General features: G+C 64.0%; 12 protein-coding genes. 7 read left to right on the forward strand and 5 right to left on the reverse strand.

What is annotated here, in order from left to right:
- Positions 1–292 precede the first annotated feature (292 nt).
- From ASE69_RS08740 to ASE69_RS08760, 5 genes are all read left to right on the forward strand, one after another.
- Positions 293–2,575 carry a TonB-dependent receptor gene (locus ASE69_RS08740; protein ID WP_082452985.1) on the forward strand — a complete coding sequence of 761 codons (2,283 nt, stop codon included), beginning with the start codon at positions 293–295 and terminating at the stop codon, positions 2,573–2,575.
- Between the two features lie 508 nt (positions 2,576–3,083).
- Entirely contained in the window at positions 3,084–5,786 is a 2,703-nt protein-coding gene (locus ASE69_RS08745; protein ID WP_056485184.1) for a TonB-dependent receptor plug domain-containing protein, read from the forward strand.
- A gap of 309 nt (positions 5,787–6,095) precedes the next feature.
- Positions 6,096–7,661, forward strand: coding sequence for a tetratricopeptide repeat-containing sulfotransferase family protein (locus tag ASE69_RS08750; RefSeq protein WP_235518289.1), 1,566 nt, complete (start codon positions 6,096–6,098; stop codon positions 7,659–7,661).
- Between the two features lie 170 nt (positions 7,662–7,831).
- Positions 7,832–10,330, forward strand: coding sequence for a TonB-dependent receptor (locus tag ASE69_RS08755; protein ID WP_414882957.1), 2,499 nt, complete (start codon positions 7,832–7,834; stop codon positions 10,328–10,330).
- A gap of 64 nt (positions 10,331–10,394) precedes the next feature.
- A complete protein-coding gene (locus ASE69_RS08760) occupies positions 10,395–11,831 on the forward strand; it encodes a M20/M25/M40 family metallo-hydrolase (RefSeq protein ID WP_200924145.1) in 1,437 nt (478 codons plus the stop codon).
- 258 nt (positions 11,832–12,089) lie between these two features.
- On the opposite strand, the gene ASE69_RS08765 is transcribed toward ASE69_RS08760, so the two are convergent.
- The 4 genes from ASE69_RS08765 to ASE69_RS08780 all read right to left on the reverse strand — a co-directional run bounded on the left by ASE69_RS08765 (position 12,090) and on the right by ASE69_RS08780 (position 18,541).
- Positions 12,090–13,304, reverse strand: coding sequence for a histidine-type phosphatase (locus ASE69_RS08765; RefSeq protein ID WP_200924146.1), 1,215 nt, complete (start codon positions 13,302–13,304; stop codon positions 12,090–12,092).
- Positions 13,305–13,312: 8 nt separating this feature from the next.
- Positions 13,313–14,392: a Ca2+-dependent phosphoinositide-specific phospholipase C gene (locus ASE69_RS08770; protein WP_235518291.1), complete on the reverse strand. Its 1,080-nt coding sequence runs from the start codon at positions 14,390–14,392 to the stop codon at positions 13,313–13,315.
- 11 nt (positions 14,393–14,403) lie between these two features.
- Positions 14,404–17,082 (reverse strand): TonB-dependent receptor, encoded by a 2,679-nt coding sequence (locus ASE69_RS08775; protein ID WP_056485190.1) that lies wholly within the window; start codon positions 17,080–17,082, stop codon positions 14,404–14,406.
- 346 nt (positions 17,083–17,428) lie between these two features.
- Positions 17,429–18,541, reverse strand: a complete 1,113-nt coding sequence (locus tag ASE69_RS08780) for an FAD-dependent oxidoreductase (RefSeq protein WP_056485192.1) — start codon at positions 18,539–18,541, stop codon at positions 17,429–17,431.
- 431 nt (positions 18,542–18,972) lie between these two features.
- Here ASE69_RS08780 and ASE69_RS08785 point away from each other — a divergent pair, with 431 nt between their 5' ends.
- Together ASE69_RS08785 and ASE69_RS08790 are read left to right on the forward strand one after the other, a co-directional pair.
- Positions 18,973–21,039 (forward strand): phosphocholine-specific phospholipase C, encoded by a 2,067-nt coding sequence (locus ASE69_RS08785; RefSeq protein ID WP_056485194.1) that lies wholly within the window; start codon positions 18,973–18,975, stop codon positions 21,037–21,039.
- A gap of 68 nt (positions 21,040–21,107) precedes the next feature.
- The gene (locus ASE69_RS08790; protein WP_056485196.1) at positions 21,108–22,457 is read left to right on the forward strand and encodes an MFS transporter; all 1,350 of its coding nucleotides are present in this window, start codon (positions 21,108–21,110) and stop codon (positions 22,455–22,457) included.
- Here the strand turns inward: ASE69_RS08790 and ASE69_RS08795 are convergent.
- The gene (locus ASE69_RS08795) at positions 22,433–23,236 is read right to left on the reverse strand and encodes a DeoR/GlpR family DNA-binding transcription regulator (RefSeq protein WP_235518294.1); all 804 of its coding nucleotides are present in this window, start codon (positions 23,234–23,236) and stop codon (positions 22,433–22,435) included. The two genes, ASE69_RS08790 and ASE69_RS08795, sit on opposite strands and share 25 nt — an antisense overlap.
- Positions 23,237–23,240: the final 4 nt, after the last annotated feature.

Here is a 23,240-nt window from a genome sequence, read left to right on the forward strand (position 1 = left end):
ACCGCGATGGGTTAAAACTCGCGCGGAGCGATGACGGCTATGTATTTACGCCTTTTGGGATCGGGCGGGGCTTCCCAAAATCCGAAGTCGGGCAGGACAAGCCGATGCGCGATCCGCAACGGTTGCAGGGCACGGACAGAGATTGGGGCAAAGATGTCGCGGTGCCAGGAAAAATGCATCGCACCTGATCGTGTCTATTGCCGCGCGTTGCAGTGATGTTACCGGTTGGTGACGGATCCGGGTCACACGGATCGACGCAGGAGGATGTTCGAAGCCCAAGGGGGGACCATCCATGATTCGCTTGCCCGTTCGTACCGCTGCCATCGCCCGTTTGCTGGCCACCAGCGCGCCGTTAGTCGCCTTTGCCACACCCGCCGTCGCGCAGGAGCAGGTACCGGCTGGTCAAGCGGCCGGCGATACGGTGACCGGCGAAGGCGTCGGCGAGATCGTCGTCACCGCGACCCGCCGCCGGGAATCGTCGAAGGACGTGCCGCTCGCGGTCACCGCGATAAGCGGCGACAAGCTCGATGTGCTCAATTCGAGCGGCCTCGACATCCGCTTCCTCGCCGGACGGACGCCAAGCCTCCAGGTCGAATCGTCGTTCGGCCGCACCTTCCCACGTTTCTACATCCGCGGTCTCGGCAACACCGATTTCGATCCCAACGCGGCACAGCCGGTGTCGGTGGTGTATGACGACGTCGCGCTCGAAAACCCGATGCTGAAGTCGTTCCCGGTCTTCGATCTGCAGAGCGTCGAAGTGCTGCGCGGGCCGCAGGGCACGTTGTTCGGGCGCAACACGCCCGCGGGCGTCGTGAAAATCGATTCCGCCAAACCGAACCCGGACAAGGTCTCGGGCTATGCGACCGGATCCTGGGCGACCTACAACACGATCAACGGCGAGGCAGCGCTCAACCTGCCGATCGGCAACGGCTTCGCGTTCCGCGCCTCAGGCATCGTCCAGTCGCGCGACGACTGGGTCAAGAACGATTCCACGACGGGCAATGCCGACCGCAAGCTCGAAGGCTATCGCGACGTCGCCGGCCGCTTCCAACTCGGCTATACCAGCAGCGACTTCAACGCCTTGCTGAACGTCCATGTCCGCGACCTGACGGGCTCACCGCGCATCTTCCGCGCCGGGCTGTTCAAGCCGGGCACCAACGACTTCAACACCGGCTTCGACCCCAAGCACGTCACGCTCGACGGCTATACCAGCCAGAGCCTGACGCAATGGGGCACCAACCTGCGGCTGGACTATCATCTCGACGGCATCGGCACCTTCTACTCGGTCACCGGCTATGAGCAGGCCAAGGTCGAGAGCACCGGCGATGTCGACGGCGGCAACAACTACACGTTCCTCGGCGGAACGATCGGCGCGATCGGCGTCGGGCTGTTCCCGTCGAACACCGGTGGCCTGACCAAGCCCAAGGAGTTCAGCCAGGAGCTGCGCTACGCCAGCGAGGACATGAATGGCATCCGCCTGCAGGGCGGGCTGTATTATTTCCACCAGACGCTACGGTATCACCAGTACGACTATGCGTTCGGCGGTACCGGTTCGCGCGCGACCGACCTCGACCAAGATATCTACCACGACAACCGCAACGAGAATTACGGTGCGTTCGCCTCGATCGAGGCCAAGCCCGTCGACCTGCTGACGTTGCGCGCGGGCGTTCGTTATTCGCACGACTATCGCAACGACCTCGTCACCGCGCCGATTCCCGGCACCGGGATCAGCGACACGCTGCCGGCCCGCGCGATCGTCCGTGGCTCGAACGTCACCTGGGACGCGAGCGCGACCTACGAACTGACGCCGGCGATCAACGTCTATTCGCGGCTCGCGACCGGCTATCAGGGCCCCGCGATCCAGGACCGCGTGACCTTCGGCAGCGTCCAGAGCACCGCACCCAAGCAGACCACGTTCTCGGGCGAGAGCGGCTTCAAGGGCACGTTGCTCGACCGGAAGGTGAACTTCTCGCTCGACGCCTATTGGTACAGCACCAAGGACCTGCAGATCACCGCGGTCGGGGGCAGCAGCAATTCGGCACGCCTGATCAGCGCGAACAAGGCGATCGGCTACGGCGTCGAGGGCGAGTTCGAGGCGCGGCCGCTCCCCGAACTGACGCTGACCGCGGCCGGCAGCTACAACTTCACCGAGATCCGCGACCGGGGCATCGGTGTAGGCGTGTGCGCGACCTGCACCGTGCTGGATCAGATCGTCGGCGGGTTCGCGGTGATCGACGGCAACGACCTTCCCCAGGCGCCGCGATGGATCGCCAACTGGACCGCGCGCTACGGCATCCCGCTCGGCAATGGCGGCGAGGTTTATGCCTACACCGACTGGGTCTACCGCAGCCGCATCAACTTCTTCCTATATGAAGCGGTCGAGTTCACCGGCAAGTCGTCGCTCGAAGGCGGGCTCAAGGTTGGCTACAAGTCGCCGCAAGGGTATGAGGTCGGCGCGTTCGTCCGCAACATCACCAACCAGTATCGCAGCATCAGCGCGATCGACTTCAACAACCTGACGGGCATGATCAACGAGCCGCGGATCATCGGCGGTCAGTTCAAGGTCGCATTTTGAGATAAGACGCCGGGCTGAGCGCTTTACGGTCGATCTTGGGTCGCAAGCGAGCCAAAGGCGCTGTCGTCTGACGTAATGGTGTGGTGGGCCGGTGCTTGGGCACTGGCCCCAACCTTGGATCCACTGTCGACAAGGGCGTCCCTAGAAAAAACTTCTAGTCGGACTTGATCACGGACATCTTAAAGATTTCCGGCGTTCTGACTTCTGCCATTCGTTCATTGGGTGAATCGCGCTTCGCAGCCCCCGCCCAGCACTGGCTCCAACTCACCAAAATGCGGCAAAAATGCAACATTGTTGCATATGCGTGACGACGTACGAAGTTTTCGATTGCTAGAACACGTCCGTTGTGGCCGTTTGGTGCACGATGACGATGCAGTGAAATGACACCGTCACGACATTCGCAGGGCTGGTCAAAAAGCGTTTCGATACGCCGAACACAATCGACGATCGAGAACGGGAACATCTGGAGAAGACTTTTGAAGAGCTAGGTTTTCCAAGGGGGCTTTAGATGATCAGATACACGACTTCGACCGTCGCACTGGCGGTTGCACTACTATCGTGCCCCGCCGCCTTCGCAGCCGAACGAGATACCATACAGGACGCGGCTACAGGCTCCCCTCAGGACACCACTCCCCAAGGGGTTGCGCCCGTGGAGGCCGAACCAACGAGCGAGATCCTCGTACTCGGTACGCGACGTACCGACCGTACGCTGGCCAACTCGCCCTCGCCCGTCGACATCATCAGTGCGGATGACCTGACCACGCAGCCTGCCGCCAACATGATCGATGCGCTCAAGAACATCGTACCGTCCTTCTATGCCGGCCAGAACTCGATCTCGGATGCATCGACCTTCGTTCGCTCGCCATCGCTTCGTGGCCTGTCGGGTGACCAGGTCCTCGTGATGCTGAACGGCAAACGCTACAACCGGTCGGCACTGGTGCAGGTCTACGGCGGCAGCGATACCGGGCTCGGCCGCGGTGCGCAGGGCCCCGACATCTCGGCAATTCCGTCGCTGGCGATCGGCAACCTCCAGGTGCTGCGCGAAGGCGCCACCGCGCAATATGGCTCGGACGCGATCGCCGGCGTTCTGAACTACGGCCTGCGCCAGGATCAGGGCATTGAACTGGTCGGTCGCACCGGGCAATATTATGCGGGAGACGGCGAAAGTTACCAGATCGCGGGCAATGCGGGCCTGAAGGGCGACTGGGGCTTCATCAACGCGACCGGCGAATATGTCGACGAGGGGCAGACCAGCCGTGGTCGAACCCGCCCATCCGCGGCGAACTTCGCGCAGAACTTCCCGGCGCTCGCGACGCAGCTACCCAATTTCCCCGGCCCCGTGCAGATCTGGGGAAATTCGCCCTCGCACGGCTTCAAGTCGGTGCTCAACACGGCGATCAACGTCACCCCCGACAGCAAACTCTATTTCTTCGGCAACTTCGCGCAGAACAAAGGCAACCAGAGCTTCAACTACCGTGCGCCGGTGAGCAGCACCGCCGTCGATTCAGCCGGGGTGGTCCGCAATCAGGGTGCGAACGGCGCGTTCAACAACACGTTCTTCCTGACCCCCTGCCCGACCGGCAACGCGACCTGCCCGACCGGGGGCTTCGTACGGGACGGCAACACCTTCAAGTTCAACCAGCTCTATCCGGCCGGCTTCACGCCGCGCTTCGTCGGCAAGAGCCAGGAACTCTACGGCGTGCTCGGCTACAAGGGCACCAGCGGCGATTTCAGCTATGACCTGTCGGGCACGCTGGCCCGCAACAAGCTGTCGCTGTCGATGTATAACTCGGCCAATTTTTCCTACGGGCCGGCTACCCAGACGAGCTTCGATTTCGGCGACCTGATCCAGAAGGAAGTGAACTTCAACGCCGACTTCACCTACGCGGCGGACCTCGGGCTCGCGGCGCCGCTGACGATCTCGGCCGGTGGTGAATTCCGCAAGGAAACCTACGAGCAGACCGCGGGCGATACGCAGTCCTATGCGGCCGGTCCCTATGCCGTCGCGCAACGGCTCTACACGCTGACCGCGCCGGGCGTGTATACCGCCTCCGGTACGACCGCGGCGCAAGGCGTCGGCGCGAGCGGCTATGCCGGTACCAGCCCGGCCACCGCGGGCAAGTTCGACCAGAAAGCCTATGCCGCCTATGTCGGTCTCGAAACCGATCTCACCGACGCGCTAACGGTCGGCGCGGCAGGGCGGTACGAGCATTACAACACGTTCGGCGATGCCTGGGTCGGCAAGGTCAACGCACTCTACAAGTTCGTCGAAGGGTTCTCGGTTCGCGGCAGCTTCGGCACCGGCTTCCATGCGCCTTCCCCGGGCCAATCGAACGTCTCGATCGTCACGACCTCGTTCAACGGCGGCAATGCGTTCCAGGCGGGCACCTATCCGGTCAACAGCGCGCCCGCACAATATTACGGCGCCGAACCTCTGACGCCCGAAAAGTCGACCAACTATGGCTTGGGGGTCATCCTGGAGCCTGTCCGGGGCATGACGATCACGGTCGACGGCTACCAGATCGACCTCCGCAACCGCATCGGCCTTACCTCGCCCTTTATCGTCACCGCAGCGGCGGTCGCGGCGCAACCGGCACTGCAAGCCGTTGGCGTCGATGGTCAGGTCCAGTATTTTACCAATGGCTTCAAGACGCAGACCCGCGGCATCGACGTCGTCGCCACCTACCGCACGAAGCTCAGTGATGCGCAGTTGAACTTCTCGCTGGCGTACAACTACAACAAGACCAAGGTTACCGACTACGATTCTCGTGTGATCAATTTCCCCATCCTGATCGATGCGGAAAACCTGGCGCCGAAGCACCGTATCGTCTTTAATGCCAATTGGTCGCTGGATAATCTGAGCTTCAATGTCCGCGAAAATTACTATAGCTCGTTCACCGCGGCGCAGGATTACGGCGTCACCAACATCCTGACCAACGGCATCGTGACCGGGGCGACGCCCAACCAGGTTTTCGGCGGCAAGTTCGTCACCGATCTCGAAGTAAGCTATGTCTTCGCCGAGCATTTCACTCTGTCGATCGGCGCACAGAACTTTACCGACGAACACCCCGATCGCCTCGCGGCGAACGGAACGGTGCAGATCTATCCCCTGACCGGCGGCACGTCCGACGGCCAGGTCTACCCGCGCGGTGGTGGCCCGTTCGGCTTTAACGGCGGCTTCTACTACACGCGCCTTCGTGTAAAATATTGAAATGGACGTGGGGGCGCGAGTGCGTCCCCACCTTTGCGTTCCACGACGTAACGAACAGACAAGACTTTGACTTTAAGTCATTACATCCATTCCATATGAAGCCTTCGGCACTCATGCCTGCGAACTGCTGTTTCAAGACGAGAAGCCGCGAACATCCCTTTATAGACACCAGCTTTCATCGCGACTGATCCTCACGAGACGAAATCTGCGACCGCGATGTCTTTGCCGACGACACGACGTGACGGTGGAAAAACCTCCGTCCTACCTTCGCGCTTGACGCCGACATGGCGGGCACTGAAAGTTGGAGCAATGGCAGCCACCCCGAACCATCGTTGGCCGAGCGACCTGATGCAGGCCGCGCTCGCGCTCCACGACAACCAGCTTCACGTCGCCGAACCGCTGCTGAAGGCGTATCTCAAGCGCGATCCGTTCGATGCGCGGGCGATCCGGATGCTGGCCGAACTGGCCGGGCGGATCGGGCGGTACGGCGATGCGGAGGCATTGCTGCGCCGCGCGGTCGAACTGGCGCCGGGCTTTACCGCGGCGCGCGCGAACCTTGCGCTTGTGCTTTACCGCCAGAACCGCGCGCCCGAAGCGCTGACCTTGCTCGACGCGGTGATCGCCGACGAGCCGGACAATCCCGGGCATGCGAACCTGAAGGCGGCCGCCCTTGGGCGGCTCGGCGGGTTCGAGGACGCGATCGCGCTGTATGAAAAAGTGCTGCACGATGCGCCGGGCCAGCCGCGCGTGTGGCTGAGCTACGGTCACATGCTCAAGACGGTCGGGCGTCGCGACGACGGTATTGCCGCCTATCGCCGCGCGCTGGCGCTGTTACCGACCCTCGGCGACGCGTGGTGGAGCCTCGCCAACCTCAAGACGGTACGGTTCGACGATGCCGATATCGCATCGATGGAGGCTGGCCTCGCTCGGGACGATCTGGATGACGAGGATCGCTTCCATCTCGATTTCGCGCTCGGCAAGGCATTCGAGGATCGCCGAGAACCTGTGCAGTCGTTCGCGCATTACGCGGCGGGTAACGCACTGCGCCGGACCCGGATCGTGTACGACGCCGACGAAACGCGCATATTCGTCGACCGCAGCATCGCGCTGCTGACGCCCGATTTCCTGGACGCGCGCCGCGGCCAGGGATGCGAGGCACCCGACCCGATCTTCGTCCTTGGCATGCCGCGTGCGGGTTCGACATTGATCGAGCAGATCCTCGCCAGCCATAGCCTCGTCGAGGGCACCACCGAACTACCCGACATGCCCGCGCTCGCCCGCCGCATCGCCGACTATCCGCAGGGCATCGCCACCCTCTCTGCGGATGCGCTTCGCGAGATCGGCGAGGAGTATCTGCGTCGTGCCGCGATCCAGCGGCGCACCGATCGCCCGTTCTTCATCGACAAGCTGCCCAACAACTGGGCGCATACCGCGTTGATCCACCTCGCACTGCCCAATGCGCGGATCATCGACGCGCGTCGCGACCCGCTCGACTGCTGCTTCTCGAACTTCAAGCAGCATTACGCGCGGGGGCAGACGTTCAGCTATTCGCTCGACGATCTCGGCCGCTATTACCGCGACTATGTCCGGCTGATGACGCATGTCGACGCGGTGCTGCCGGGCCGCGTCCACCGCGTCGATCACGAAGCCCTGCTCGAGAATACCGAGGTCGAAGTCCGCGCCTTGCTTACGGCCTGTGGACTTGAGTTCGAGCCCGCCTGCCTTGCCTTCCACGAGACCGAGCGCGCGGTCCGCACCGCCAGTTCCGAACAGGTGCGTCGGCCGATCAATCGTGACGGCGTCGATGCTTGGAGACCCTACGAATTGTGGCTCGACCCACTGAAAACCGCACTTGGCGACCTGATACGCACATGATCCGTGGTAAAAACGTCACGCTCACGTAATAAAGCTGCAAAATAGGCCAGCTTCGTTTGACGTTCGCTGCACTGCACCACAGTCTCTGCGCATAATCGCTTGGGGGCTCGCGCATGCACATATTCGATCGTCGGTTGTTGATCGGCTCGCTTTTGGCCTCTTCGGCGATAGTGTCTTCCGCTCACGCTCAGACCGGCCCTGCCGCGGCACCAGCACCTGCCGAGCAAACCGCCCCTGCCGCGCAGACCGCTGGCGAGTATGAAGGCGACATCGTCGTCACCGCGCAGAAGCGCGATCAGAACATCCAGAACGTCCCGATCAGCATCCAGGCGATCGGCACCAAGCGGCTCGACGATCTCAACATCTCGAACTTTAACCAATATACGCAGCTACTGCCGTCGGTATCGTTCCAGACGGCGCAGCCAGGATCGACCGTCGTCTACATGCGCGGCGTCGCATCGGGTGGCGATGGCAACCATTCGGGCCCCCTGCCCTCGGTCGGCACCTACCTGGATGAGCAGCCGGTGACGACGATCGGCGGCACGCTCGACGTCCACATCTACGACGTCGCCCGGATTGAGAGCCTCGCCGGGCCACAGGGCACGCTGTACGGCGCGTCGTCCGAAGCAGGCACGATCCGGATCATCACCAACAAGCCCGATACGAGCGACTTTTACGGCCGCGTAGATGGCGAGGTGAACAGCGTCAGATCCGGCGGCATCGGCAGCAAGGTCGAAGGCATGCTCAACATGCCGCTGTCGCAGTCCGCAGCGCTACGCGTGGTCGGCTTCTATCAACGCGATGCTGGCTACATCGACAACGTCGCCGGGTGCCGCAGCTACCTTCCAGAACCGACCCCGACCTCGTGCACGTCGGCGAATGGCGGGGTCGTCGTCGACAATGCGGCGTTCGTGAAGAAGAACTACAACGATACCGAGACCTATGGCGGCCGCGCGGCGCTGAAGGTCGATCTCGACAGCAACTGGACCGTGACGCCGACCGTTCTGTACCAGGAACAGCGCAACCACGGCACCTATGGCTACGACCCCAAGGTCGGCGATCTCGAGGTCCAGCATTTCTTCCCCGAATTCCGCCGCGACCGGTTCATCCAGGGCGCGCTGACGATCGAGGGCAAGGTCGGCAACTGGGACGTCACCTATGCCGGCGCGTATCTCGACCGGAAGACGTACACGTCGAGCGACTATACCGATTACGCCGAAGCCTATGACTCGGCTTATTCGTCGGTCGGCGGGCTCGCCGGGTATTTCTATTATCAGGACAATGCCGGCCGGACCATCGATCCGCGCCAGAAGATCATCGGCACCGATCATTTCAAGAAGACCAGCCAGGAACTGCGCGTCGCGTCGCCGGTCGAGGACCGGTTCCGGATCGTCGCCGGCGCCTTCTATCAGCGCCAGACCAACGCGATCTTCCAGGATTACCAGATCGCCAATCTAGGTACCGCGGTGTCGGTCAACGGCTCGCCGGGCACTCTGTGGCTTACCAAGCAGGAGCGCGTCGACAAGGATTATGCGATGTTCGGCGAGGCAAGCTTCGACATCCTGCCGAACCTGACCGCGACCGCAGGTGGCCGCGCCTATATCTACGACAATTCGCTGATCGGCTTCTACGGGTTCGGGCGTAATCCTGCGGTCGATCCGGACGATGGCCGGTCGTTTTCCGCATCGCCGTTCAACGCCGCGGCCAGCAGCCAGACCGGTGTCGCAGGCTGCTATCTGGCGAACGGCCAGACCCTGCAACAGGCGTATCTGGGTGGCGGCGACACCTCGACCTTGCTGCCGGCGGCGGTGTCGGGCTCGCCCTGTACCAACCTCGCGACGTACACGACCACCGGGCTGATCCCGAAGCGGACGCAGGGACAGGGCGCGACCTATCGGTTCAACCTGACGTTCAAGCCGAGCGACAAGGTCTTGGCTTATGCCACGTTCTCGCGTGGTTTCCGGCCGGGCGGGATCAACCGCCGCGGCGACGTCGCGCCCTATGCAGCGGATTTCCTGACCAATTACGAGCTCGGGCTGAAGACGACGCTGTTCGATCGGCTGCGCTTCAATGCCGCGATCTATCAGCAGGCCTGGGACAAGTTCCAGTTCTCGTTCCTCGGGCTGAACAGCTTCACGATCATTCAGAACGGGCCGAACGCGCGGATCAGGGGCGCGGAGGCCGACGCGAACTTCTCCACCGGCGGCCTCTCGCTGACGGCTGCGGCCTCCTACACCGATGCGAAGACACGCAACGATCTGTGCGCGAAACAGCCCTGCGGTGGCGAGCAAAACCCCGTGCTGGCCGCGAGGGGAACGCGCCTGCCGATCACGCCGCGGTTTAAGGCGAGTGGAACGGCGCGCTACAGCGTCCCGGTCGGCACCGCGAAGGCGTATATCCAGGGGCTGGTCGCGCATCAGAGTTCGGCATCGGCGGACATCCGCACGTTCCAGGCGGGTACGCTGGGACGACTCAAGGCCTATACGACGGCGAACGCGTCGATCGGCGCGGACCTGTCCGGCTACACACTCGAGCTGTTCGTCCAGAATTTGTGGGACGAACGCGCGCAATTGTCGCGGTTCCAGCAATGCGGAACGTGTTCGCAGCGGACCTACATCGTCAGCAGCACGCCGCGGACGATCGGCTTGCGCGCGGGAGCGAAGTTCTAGGGATTGGTTCGTCGCGATCCCCCCCGCAATGGGAGGGATAAGAATTCTCCGAGGAAAGATGATGATGACGTCCAAGCTCAAGCTTCTACTAGCCTGCACCGCCGCAATGGTCGGCATCCCGGCCTCCTCGCAGACTCCAGCCGCCACCAACGGTCTCGACATCGCGAAGAAGATGATCGCCTTCCGCAGCGTGCGCGGCCCCGGCAACCAGACCCCGCAGCTCGCCGCCTATCTAAAGCAGACACTGGTCGCGGGCGGCTTTGCGGCTGCAGACGTGACGATCACGCCGGTCGACGATACCGCCTATCTGATCGCGACATGGCGCGGCAGCGATCCGTCGCTGAAGCCGATCGTCGTCTCCGGACATATCGACGTCGTCGAGGCCAAGCCCGCCGACTGGCAGCGCGATCCATTCACCGCGGTGGTCGAGAACGGCTATCTCTATGGACGCGGCGCCACCGACATGAAGCTGGACGCGGCGCTCGCGATCGCGACGCTGCTCGACATGAAGAAGGCGGGCTACACGCCAAAGCGCGGCATCGTCCTCGCGCTGTCCGGCGACGAGGAAACGGTGATGAAGACCTCGTCGCTGATCGCCGAAAAGCTCAAGGCCAGCGAGATGGCGCTCAACATCGACGGCGGCGGCGGACTGTACGACGAGGCCGGCAAACCCGAGTATTTCACGATCGGTGCGGCCGAAAAGACCTATGCCGACTTCCAGCTCGAGGTGACGAACCCCGGCGGTCATTCGTCCGCGCCACGCAAGGTCAACGCGATCAACGAGCTGTCCGCCGCACTGGTCAAGATCGGCGCCTATCGCTTCACGCCGCAGCTGTCGCCAATCACCAAGGGCTATTTCGAAGGCGTCGCCCCGCGTCAGCCCCCCGAGCTCGGCGCCGCGATGCGCGCGTTCGTCGCCAATCCCGCCGACCAGAAGGCGATCGAAACGCTCGCCGCCAACACCGGCTATGTCGGCCAGATCGGCACGACCTGCGTCACGACTATGGTCAGTGGTGGCCACGCCCTGAACGCGCTGCCGCAGCGTGCGACCGCCAACATCAACTGCCGCATCTTTCCCGGCGTGAAACCCGCGTCTGTGATGGCCGAACTCGCCAGGGTCGCCGCCGATCCGGGTGTGAAGTTCAGCGACGTCACCGAAGGATCGAACCCGACCGACGCCTCGCCGCTGCGCGCGGACCTGACCGGCGCAGTCAAGACGGCAATGGGCAAGATCCGTCCAGGCGTGCCGATCTTCCCGAGCATGTCGGCCGGTGCGAGCGATTCGATGTGGTATCGCTCGGTCGGCGTGCCGAGCTACGGCGTCAGCCCGATCTTCATCAAGCAATCAGATGACTTCAGCCACGGCCTTAACGAACGCACCCCGATCGATAACATCCCGCTGGCGATCACCTATTATCGCTCGCTCTTCACAGATCTGACGAAATGGCGCTTAGGGCATTGGGGTTGGCCGTTGCGCTGCACGACCGATCCCATTTGTTAGCTTCGCAAGTTTATCATGAATCTATTTGAGAAGATCCGCCTGATCTTACGGGTTTCGACTTCCCAATCCGATCCTAATGGCATCGCTCGGCTGCTAATTTCGGCTGATTTTTATATTTTCGGTTCTGGTCCTTGCAGGACACTGCCGCTGTTCCGTCTTAATTTATTGGTCGGCTTCTGCTGAGGGCTGTGTTCAAATCTCCATGAGTGCGGAGTTTCTAGTTGGCGCCCCGGACACGCGGTAAGGTTGCTTCGAGCGTCACCCAGCTGTTTGCAGCGCCGCCAAGTGTGAAACTAGCAGCCGGGAAAATGTGGTGGCGGGACACAATGGGCTCGCGCAACCTGGAATCTTAAGCGCGACGAGCGAAGCGGATTGCCCAAGCCCACGGAGGGTCTCGGGCGACTGAGTGCGGTACGACACCCGCATGAACCGGACACCGGTGCTTGCGTCACGCAGGCGTTCGATCAGCAGCGCCCCGCCCGGCGGAACGTCGTTAGTGGCATAGCCCGGCGCTTTCAAATCGACTCGAAGCGCGGCGGCGAGCGCCGTGACGTTGGTGTCATGTCCCATGAATACCGTCAGCCGCGGTCCCGTCGAGGACAAGGACGCCAGCACCTCGCGGCCGAGCACGGCGGCTTGATGCGCGGCCATATAGGGCGGGTGCGTGTACACGGCGAACAGGGCGGCATGCAACGCGCCGAGTTGCTCGATAGTCGCAGGATTCGCGCGGCCCCAGCCAACGCTCTCGCGTGGCAGACCCTCGACTTCCTGCAGCAGCAGTACCTGCGCAATACCGGAGGCAGCGCGGATCGGCCCCGCCAGTACGAGATCGTGGCCATCGGCGCTTGCGCTGACCGCAGGTGCGCCCGCAGGGACGCATCCCCGCTCCACCGACGTACAGCCAAGCACCTGATCGAGTCGGGCGAGCGCAGCGCCGTGACGTCGGGCCAGTGCCGCCATGCCACCCGTCTCACGGTTGATGGATTCAATCGCTGCGCGCGCGTCGAAAGCCGTCGCCCGCGCACGCAACGGCTCGAAGATCGAGTCCGCGGCACCGAGCGGTTTGTGTTCGATGGCGAGATCGCAGCCGGGCGCGAGGCCCTCCGCATAGGCCTGCCCGCTCGCGATCGTCCGATCGGAACTGTTCGATCTGATCCGGACGACACCTACCGGACACCCATTTGGCGTCATCAACCCGCGCGCCGCGAGCAACCGTCGGTCGTACGCCGCCACCTGTTCGAGGGCCCGCACGCCATGCGGGGTGATCCGGCTCTCAGCCACAGGCCAGGCCGGCCAAGGTGCGCCGGTGCGGGTGTCCAACGGCACCTCTCCGTCGAGCGGCGCGCGGATGCCGTGGCGCATGACTAGCACTGCCCGCTCGGCCACCAGGACGCGCTTCGGCGCGGCGCTAGCGATCGAGCCGATCAGCAGCGCGGCGACGGCACACAGGGTCCCGAAACCACGCGACGTCAAGTTGCACCTCATGGTTGCAAACTGCAGCCGCCGGGCACACGCACCGGACTGCAACGCGCCATCGCCTTGCCCGGCAACGTTACCGCGAAGCCGACGTGCAGCGGGTCGGGCGCGCCGGGGTAATAATCGGTGCTGACCGCCTGCGCGCCACTCGCCAGGGCGGCGTTCGCCTTGGCATAGTCGCGGCTGCGGGCTTCCACCGTGCCGGCGTCGGTGCGGGTGCGAACGATCACGCCCTCGCCGACCCAGCGCCGGATCCGCTCGCCATCGATCAGCGGGTCCTGGACGATCTGGATGGCGGACTCGGGCTGGTCGTCCGGGTACCAGCCGAACATCGCCCGGCCGGCGAGCGAAGGATGGCCGGCGCGGTAGACGTCCGAGACTGCCTTGCGCACGTCGAGCAGAACGTAGATCCGTCCCCTCGCCGCCGCCAATGTCGGCCATCCCTGCGTATGTACCGCTTTGCGCAGGCTCGCTGCCGTACCGCGCACCTCGTCCGGCGTGATCAGACGCCTACCCGGCAGCACGGATCGGATCTCGCCGTCGAGCGCATCGAGCAGCGTCTTGTTATCGAGCGGTATCGGGCTGCTGATCTCCGGCCGTCCCGATGGCGTGTCGGCGGCGTTGATGGTGATCATGATCGGCAGATGCCGCGGGTGCGCGCGCGACCAGCGGTTCACTTCGCCGAGACACCGGACCAGCGTCACGCAGGTGCTGATGTAATCCACGTCAGGGATGTGGAAGACCTTGTACCCGGGCTTGAGCATCGCCGCACGATCGAAGCTCGTCGTTTCGCCTGCCGCCTTTGCCCACGCTTCGCCCTTGGGCGACGCATAGCGCCCGCCCTGTGGGTCGGCGAAGACGTCGATCTCGATCTGGCGCACCCCACGATCGAGTTGCTCTGCGAGCGGCAGGTGGTAGTAATCCAGTCCCTCCGCCATCCGCGGCTCGGCGGTACGGATCCTCGCCATCACGGCGGTCGGAATCCGGGCCTTGAAGCTGTTGTGCGAGCCGATCACCTGGATGTCGTTCATCGCCCGCTGTGCCGTCGCGCCGGTCGAAACCAGCGCGACGGCGGCAAGTAGCATCGACCTGAGCATCAGAACTGCGCCCGCACGCCGAACAGGATGGTGCGGCCGTAATTGTTGATCTCGCCGAACTGAATTTCCTTGTCGTTGTAGCTGTAGCTGTTGGCGTTGGCGATGTTGATCGCCTCGACGCTGAAGGTCAGCGCGCTGGTGGCGCGCACCGATATGTTGCCGTCCAGCGTACCGAATGCCGCGACGAAGGTCGGCACCTGCGTGGTGCTGCCGACGCCCGACAGATATTTGTCGCGCCAGGTATAGGAGATGCGCGCTGCCAGCGGCCCCTTGTCGTAGAAGCCGACCACGTTGAAGCTGTTCTTCGACAAGCCGATCAGCTGGTCCTTGATCGGGCGCGCGCCCGCCGTGTAGTTCGCCTGCACCGACGTGTGGGTGTAGGACGCCTGGACGCCAAGCCCGTCGAACGGCGCCGGCAGGAAAGTGAACACCTGGTTGTACGCCGCTTCGGCACCGTAGACCTTGGCACTGCCGCCGTTGACCTGCGTGCTGAGCAGCACCGTGCCGCGGCCGGGGATCTCGACATTGATGTTCTGCGCGGTGATGTAGTCGTCCATCGCCTTGTAGAACAGCGCACCGGTGAGCGATCCCGAGCGGTTGAAATACCATTCGAGCGACCCGTCATACTGGGTGGCAAGGAAGGGCTGCAGCGCAGGATTGCCGCCGCTAGCAGTCGCCTGATCGGTAGAGACGGTGATCTGCGGTGCGCTCTGCGTCACGTTCGGCCGCGTGAGCACGCGACTGGCGGCGAGGCGCCCGACCAGATCGCGGGTCAGTTCGGCGCGTAGATTGAAGCTCGGCAACCAGTTGCTGAACGTCTGCGGGAAGCGTGCCGGGGTGACGACGTTACCCGCAGTGAGATTACCGCTCGCCACCTGATCGGTGTGCACGTAGCGCACGCCGATATTGCCGGTGACCGCCACGCTACCGACCGGAAACGCATAGTCCGCACGGACATAACCGCCTGCCGTCTTCTCCGTCACGACGTAGGAGGCGCGCAGGTCGCCCGCCGACAGCGGGCTGTTGGCGATCGCGTCGGTGAACAGCTTGTCGTAGAACACGCTGGTGATCGGCACGAGCCAGGTCCGCGGGATATTGCCGCCGACGCCCGACAGGAAATCGTCGAACGGGAGCTGCTCGAAGCCATTGGGTGCGAAACCGGTCAGCGACGTGTTGGCCGCCGGGTTCACCGTGAAGTCGCGACGGCTATAGTCTCGCTTGCGCCAGTGATATTCACCGCCAGCCGCGAGTTTGGTGATGAGGCCATCCATGTCGTGATCGACATCGAGCCGCCCGTAGGTGTCCCAATCCTTGCTGTTCTTCGGCGCGATGTTGAACGGGTAGAGCGTGTAGTTGGCAGGATCCAGGACGTTGACCGGCGTGGAGATCGTCGGAGCCACCTTGTAGCCGCCCGACGAGTCATAGGTCAGCGGCGCGAAGAACTGGATACGGCTGCGCACCGTGCCCTCGGCGTAGCTGGGGTGATAGCTGTGCGCGAACGACCAGTTGGCGTTGGCGACGACGTTCCAGCCCTCGGGTGTCCAAGCCTGCTTCAGCCCCACCGTGATCAGATCGTGCCGGTTGAGGCTGTATTCGCGCGTGCCCATGAATCGCACGTCGTTGATCGTCGCCGCGACCACGCTATTGCCGTCGAGCTTGACCGAACCGGGCACCAGCACCGGCTTGTGACCGGCGACGCTGGCATCGTCGGGATAGATATCGAGGCCGTATTCGTCATAGGCGATGTCGAGCCGCGTCGCGAGCACGTCGAGCGTCGTCTCCAGCTCCGGGCTGGGCTTCCACTGCGCCGAGATCATGCCCGACAGGCGCTTGCGATCCTCGGTCTCCACGGTCGGCCGAGTTCGGCCCGGCGTGTAGAACCCCTTCCCCAGCGCCGACGCGAACTTATCGAGATACCAGCCGGTGTTGTAGGAGCGGTCGTTACGGACCTCCTTCCCCCAATATTGCGCGCCGGCGAGAATGCCGAAGGTGCCGTCGTCGGTCTTGGCGCTGATCAACGCGGTGGCGTTGGGCTTCACCTTGTCGGTCAGCGTCGTGTAGGTGCCGCGCAGGTTCAGCGTGGTCTTGTTGCCGACGTCGAGCGGGCGGAAGGTCTTCACGTCGATATTGCCGCCCAGCGCGCCCTCGGTCATGTCCGACGTCGGCGTCTTGACCACGTCGATCTGCGACACGAACTCGGCCGGTAGCATCTCAAAACGGAACTGGCGACCGTTGGCGCCGCCATTCTCGATCAGATCGTTGATCGCCACCGGGCGCCCGTTGAGCAGCGTGCTCTGGAACTGCGGCCCGAGACCACGGACGCTGACGTACAGCCCCTCGCCGCGGGGGCGCGTGATGGTGACGCCTGGAATGAGCTGGAGTGCTTCCGCCACGTTCTGCGCCGGAAATTTGCCTATGTCAGTCGCGTTGATCGCGTCCACGCCGTAGCCTGCCTGCCGCTTGGTCTCGGTCGCCGCGGCGAGGCTTCGCGCGTAGGAACCGGTAACGACGATATCCCCTGTGGCGTCGGCTTCGGGATTTCCCGCGGTATCAGCGGCGCGGGTTTGCTCCGTGTCGGACGCGCTAGCGCTGGTCTGCGCGCTAGCCGATTGCGTTGCGCCCAGAGCCGCAAGCGTAAGCGGTAGCGTCGCCCAAAGCAGGCGCGAATGATGCAACATGTCGAGTATTCTCCCCCCGGACCGACCGGTCCGACCCAGCGGAGCACTAGAACGCGCATGTTGCGGGCTGGCGGCATTAAAGTTTCACTGCCGTTACGGTTCTATTTCGGGCATATTGCATGCCAATTTTGAAGGCACCTGAGGACACCGAGGCCGCCCACCCGACGACGTGGTCACAAGGGTTCAATTAGAACGCTTCTTTCGAATAGTGCGTTACGGCGTTGCGTTCTGCTGCGTTGTCTCAAGCACTTTGCCGGCGAGTACCAGACCAGATGCGCTGTGCGTGATCTGAACCATTAGCAGCGATCCAGAACGGCCTGCCCACCTCCCGACTTCCGCCATTCGTTCATGCGGTTCTGAACAGATCCACGACGCTGGTCGGCGCGTCCGATCCGAAGAAGCGGGACAGGTTTCTCGCGCTGAGTTGTGCCATCGGTTGGCCCCGTGCGAACAGGTCATGCTCGTAGATGGCTAGGGCCCGTTCGTTATCGCCGTGATGGTCGATCAACGCACGCGCGAGTTCCGCTCCATCGCGCATTGCCAGATTGGCGCCTTCCCCCGCGAATGGTGACATGAGATGCGCGGCGTCGCCCAGCAGCGTCGCGCCTTTTACGCGCGGCCAGGCCAGCAAAGGCGGCAGCGCGTAGATGGGGCGCACAACCGGGACCTTCTCGCCGTCGGTGATCAGGCCACGCAGCGATCGCGCCCAGCCGTCGAACAAGACCTCGATTTGGGCGGCCGTGATCGGCAGGGCTGTTGCCAGCCACTCCTCGGGCCGATTGACAGCCACATAGGTATGGATGCTGCCGTCGGCGTTACGGTGCGCGAGGATGCCCTGGCCAGGCGCCACCGCCATCAACGTGCCCGAGCCGATCACCGCCGCGGCGGGGGCCGCGCGCGGATCGTCCGCGTCGACGTGAAGCTCGACAAAGCAGGTGCCGGTATAGGCAGGCTGGGCGTCGGTCACGAGTGGGCGTACGCGCGACCAGGCACCATCGGCCCCGACGAGCAGCGTCGTTTCGACCACGGAGCCGTCGGTGAATGCGACCGCGTGGCGACCACGTCCCGCACCTTGCACCGACGCGACCTTGCGGCCCCACTGCACAATCTCTGGCGGCAAGGCATCCAGCAGCAACCGGCGCAGGTCACCACGGTCCACCTCGGGGCTAGCGGTGGCGGCATTGCCCGGTCGATCGAGCAACACCGTGCCATGCCGGTCGACGACCCGCTTGGCATCCTCGCCCGGCCGGACCAGCTTCAGGAATGCATGGTACAGTCCGAGCGAATGCAGTGCCTGCTGACCGCTGTGTTCATGCAGGTCGAGCAAGCCGCCCTGGGCCCGCGCGTCCGGCGACGGCTCGCCTTCATAGACAACGACCCCGATGCCGCTGCGATGCAGGGCGCCGGCGAGCACCAAGCCGCCGAGGCCCGCGCCAATGATGGTAACGTCTTCTCGCATTTGTCCGCGCTCCTAGCCGGCGCAGGTCAAGCCTGCGTTGCCATTGATGGAGCCGCTAACCAGCTATCGGCCGGCGTGCGCGCGATGGTGGTGTTGACCACGCCATCGTTTTTCGCAGCACGCGTCGTCTATGATAAGATCGTTTGTCACGCAACATCGAGGCCACGTGACGCCCCGCCCACTTCCCGACATTCGGCTGCCCTAACCCGACTTTCTAAGTCGGACGCTTTTTCACTTCCTAATACGATCGCTTTGCCTCGGTATGTCGGAGATCTGACGCGAACACCCCGGTTGAAGTGTGGGCCTTATGAATGAGGCCATCATAATATTCACATTTACCTCGGCGCTGTCACATGAATCGTACACTGTATGCCTACGCGTTGGTTGTCGGCCTTGTCACGAGCGCATCGCGATAGCTTTGGGGTAGCAGAATGGCGATTGGTCGAAGAGCCTTCCTAATCGGTGCATCAGGCGCCGCTGCTACGCCACCAGGGGCAGCCAGCGCTTTACGGCGTTCGGTTGCGCGTGGCTCGATCATGGACGTCGAGCACGTCGTGATCCTGATGCAGGAAAACCGGTCGTTCGATCATTATTTCGGTACGTTGCGCGGCGTACGCGGCTTTGCCGATCCACGGCCTGTGACGTTGCCCGGCGGTAGGTCGGTCTGGGCGCAACGCGGCGCCGACCGTGATGGCGGGCGGATCACCTGGCCGTTCCGGCTCGACTACAACAGCAGCAACGCGCGCTGTTTCACGGGGCTCGACCATAGCTGGAAGGACAGCCAGGCGCGGTGGCGCAACTGGGACGTGTGGGCGGAGCAGAAGGGCCCGCTGACCATGGCGCACCTGACCCGCGCCGACATCCCGTATTACCATGCGCTGGCGGACCAGTTCACGATCTGCGACGGCTATCATTGCTCGCTGCAAGGCCCGACCGGCCCCAATCGGCTCTATCATTTCAGCGGCACGAACGGCCTGAGCGTCGGGCAGGAAGGCGCTTATTGCGTCACCAACGGCGGCACCGATGGCAATCCCGGCGCCGACATGGCCAAGGACGACGCGACGCAGGGCTTGCCATGGCGCACCTATGCCGGTCGGCTCGAGGAGGCGGGCGTTCCGTGGCGCGTGTACCAGGAGCTCGCCAATTATTCCGACAATCCGCTCGGCTATTTCAGCGAGTTCCGAAAGCTGGACCGATCGTCGCCGCATTACCGACGCGGGCGCGCGTACGTCGACTGGATCGACGGCGTCGCACCCGAGGATCCCGAGAAGACGCAGGCCAGGCACCTGATCGCCGCGTTCACCGCCGACGTCGCCGCCGACCGGCTGCCGGCGGTGTCGTGGATCGTGCCGATGATGCAGATGAGCGAGCATCCCGACGCGCCCGTGCCGTTCGGCGAGGTCCTGATCAGCAGCGTGGTCGCGGCGCTTGCGTCCAATCCAAAGGTCTGGGCGAAGACCGCGCTGAGCCTCAACTACGACGAGAATGACGGCTTCTTCGATCACGTTCCCGCCCCCGTCCCCGGAATCGCACCGCGCTATGGTGCGAGCAACGTCGACGTCCGCAGCGAGACCTATCAGGGCGAGCCGGTCGGCCTCGGACCCCGCGTGCCGATGACGGTAATCTCCCCGTGGACGCGAGGCGGATGGGTCAATTCGCAGCTGTTCGACCATACCTCGGTGCTGCGGTTCCTGGAGAAGCGCTTCGGCGTTGCCGAGCCGAACATCTCGCCGTGGCGGCGAGCGGTGTGCGGCGACCTCACCTCGATCTTCGACTTCGACGTGCCGCACAGCGCACGCCTCGACACGCGCTGGGCGGCGGCGCTTCCGTCGGTCGCCGGCTATGTCGAGGAAACCGAGCGACTGTGCGCGACCGCGCCCGCCCCGATCATCGCCAAGGGGGAAGGCGTGCCCGTGCAGGAACCCGGAACCCGGCTTGCGCGGGCACTGCCGTACCGCTTCGCCGTCGAGCCGGTCTGGTCGAACGCGGTGCTTACGCTGAATTTCGTCAACCAGGGTCCCGTCGGAGTCGTGTTCGGCGTGCAGGACGAAGTGAATTTTCCGGGTTGGCGCTACTTCACCGTGGCGGCGAACTCCCGTCTGAGCGAGACTTGGCCGATCCAAGCGGACCAACCGCACGCGCTGGTCGTTCGGGGACCGAACGGGTTCCAGCGCGACTATCGCGGCAAGGCGGGGAGCGCAGGGGTCGAAGCAGTGACGCTATGGCGTGAAGACGGCACGGCCGGCATTTTGCAGCTCCGCAACCGCGGCAATACGCCGGTGACGATGGCTCTGTACTGCGTGCACAGCGGCGAGCGACGCGAAATCGCGGTCGCTGCCGACGCCACGGTAAAGGTTCCGATCACGTTAGCCGATCATCGCTGGTACGACCTGTTGCTGACTTCAGCGAATGGCGTTCGGCTGCGCCTGGCGGGGCATGTCGAGACAGGGCAGCCCAGCGTCAGCGAACCCGCTGCGGCGTTTCCGCACCCCTCCTGAGCCGCTCCTACTGTCATGGCCGTGTCGCGAAGCCTGCCTAGTTGCGGCGCTTGGCAGGGGCGGACGCAATGCAAAGAGACGGCGCGGTAGAAGGCGAGCGTTTGCTGAGTGCCGGCTTTCTGTCGCTCGCAACGATGGAGTTTCTAGAACGCTTCGCCGTCTCGGGCGTGAAGTCGCTCCTGGTGCTGATCTTCCTGGACCGGGTGCTCGTCGGCGACGTGTCGCGCGTCGTCGGCGCGACCGCCTTCAGCGAGACCAGCGCAGCGATGTTCGGGCCCTTGTCCGCCACCGGGCTTGCCTCGCAGCTTTACGGCTATGCCAATGCGCTGATCTATCTGGCAATACCGATTGGCGGGCTGATCGGTGATGTGGTCGGAAACCGGCGCGCGATGGTCGCGGCAGGCGGTGTCGGGATGCTGCTCGGCCTGACACTGATGCTTGGCGATCCGACATTCCTGGTCGGGCTCGTCCCCTTCACGATCGGCGCGGGGGTGCTGAAGGGCAATCTGTCGGCACAGCTCGGCGCGCTGTTCCAGCACGAGGCTCAGCGCCGGCGCAGCTACGCGGTCTATCTCGGCTTTCTCAACGCCGGAGTGATCTGTGGGCCGCTGGTCTGCGGAGCGCTCGCCGCGTTTGCCGGTCAGGACTATGCGATCGGCGCGGCCGCGATCGCCGTCGCCTTGGGGCTGGCGATCTACGCGGTGACCGGCCGCACGGCGCCAGCGATCCGGACCCTTGCCGCTTCGACGGTCTCGTCGGAAGGCCCGGCCCGATCGACCGCGCTGCTCGTGGTCGCCCTGGCCGCGGTGTACCTCTGCTATTCGGCTTATGATCAGCTCGGCAACATCTTCCTGGTGTGGGCGCGGACGCGGGCCGACCGGCATGTCTTCGGCTTGACCATGCCGGTGGCGTGGTTCCTGTCGCTAGACGGAGTCTTCACGCTGGCGTTGATCGCAGTGTCGCAGGTCGCGTCGCGGGCGCTGCAACGGCGCGGCATTCGGATCGGCGCTGTGACCCAAATCTTCCTAGGCGGAATGCTATGTTCGGCGGGCTACCTCGTCCTCGCGCTGGGCGACGCGACCAGCGGCGGCGCACCGCTCGCGCTCCCCTGGACGCTCGCCTATCTGATCCTCATCGACGGTGCGATCGTGCTGATCTGGCCGTCCGCGCTAAGCCTGATCGCGGGCACCGCACCGCGCCATCTCGTCGGCTTCTGGATGGGGCTATTCTACCTTCACGGCGTTTTCGCGAGCCTGTGGGCCGGGTTCAGCGGCGTCTTCTACGAGCGGACCGCGAGCCCGCAATTCTGGTTGCTCCACGCCGCCGTGGCAGGAGCCGGTGCGCTCCTGATCCTCGTCGCCGCGCCACCGCTGATCCGCGCGGCGCGGCGACGTCAGGCGATCACCACCTCCGCGTGAGCGAAGGCGCGGGCATAGTCCTCTTCGAGCGGCTTGTCGGTCACCAATATGCCGACGTCGCTCAGCGCGGCCGTCTGGATCAAGGCGTACCGTCCGAACTTCGACGCGTCCGCCGCGAGCAGCACCTGCTTCGACGTTGCATAGGCGATCCGGCTCATTGCCGCTTCGCCGGGGTGGAAGTCCATCAGCCCGCGCTCCAGGCTGATGCCGCCGACCGACAGGATCGCCAGATGCGGGGTGAAGCCGCGGACATAATCCTGCGCGACGTGATCGGAAAATGCGCGGTAGTCGTAGTCCATCTGCCCCCCCGCGAGGAACAGGCGGTTGTTGTTGATCCCGCCCAAATCGCTCGCGACGCGCAGCGAGTTGGTGATGACGGTGAGCGAACGCCGGTCGGCAAGATGCCTTGCGATGAAGCAGCTCGTCGTGCCGGAATCGATGAACACGATCGCGCCGTCCTGCACGAACTCGGCCGCCGCGCGTGCGACACGGATCTTCGCGTCGGCATTCTCCTCCATGCGCTGGTGGAGCGGCCCCTCGTGCACGGGCGTCGTCATCCGCGCGCCGCCATGCTCGCGAATGATGACGCCGTGATCCTCAAGTGCGCGCAGTTCGCGGCGGATCGTCTCGTCCGAGACCGCAAGATCGGCGGCCAACGCGGTCACCGACAGGGTCCGGCCGCCGCGTAGCCGCGCCATGATCTCGCTCTGCCGCTGTGATCGTTTCTCTATCGTTCCCTCCATCAGGTCTTCGTCGGCAAACCCGCGTGGGCGAGACATGCTC

Origin of the sequence: Sphingomonas sp. Leaf208, from assembly GCF_001421415.1 — a bacterium.
Classification (GTDB): domain Bacteria; phylum Pseudomonadota; class Alphaproteobacteria; order Sphingomonadales; family Sphingomonadaceae; genus Sphingomonas.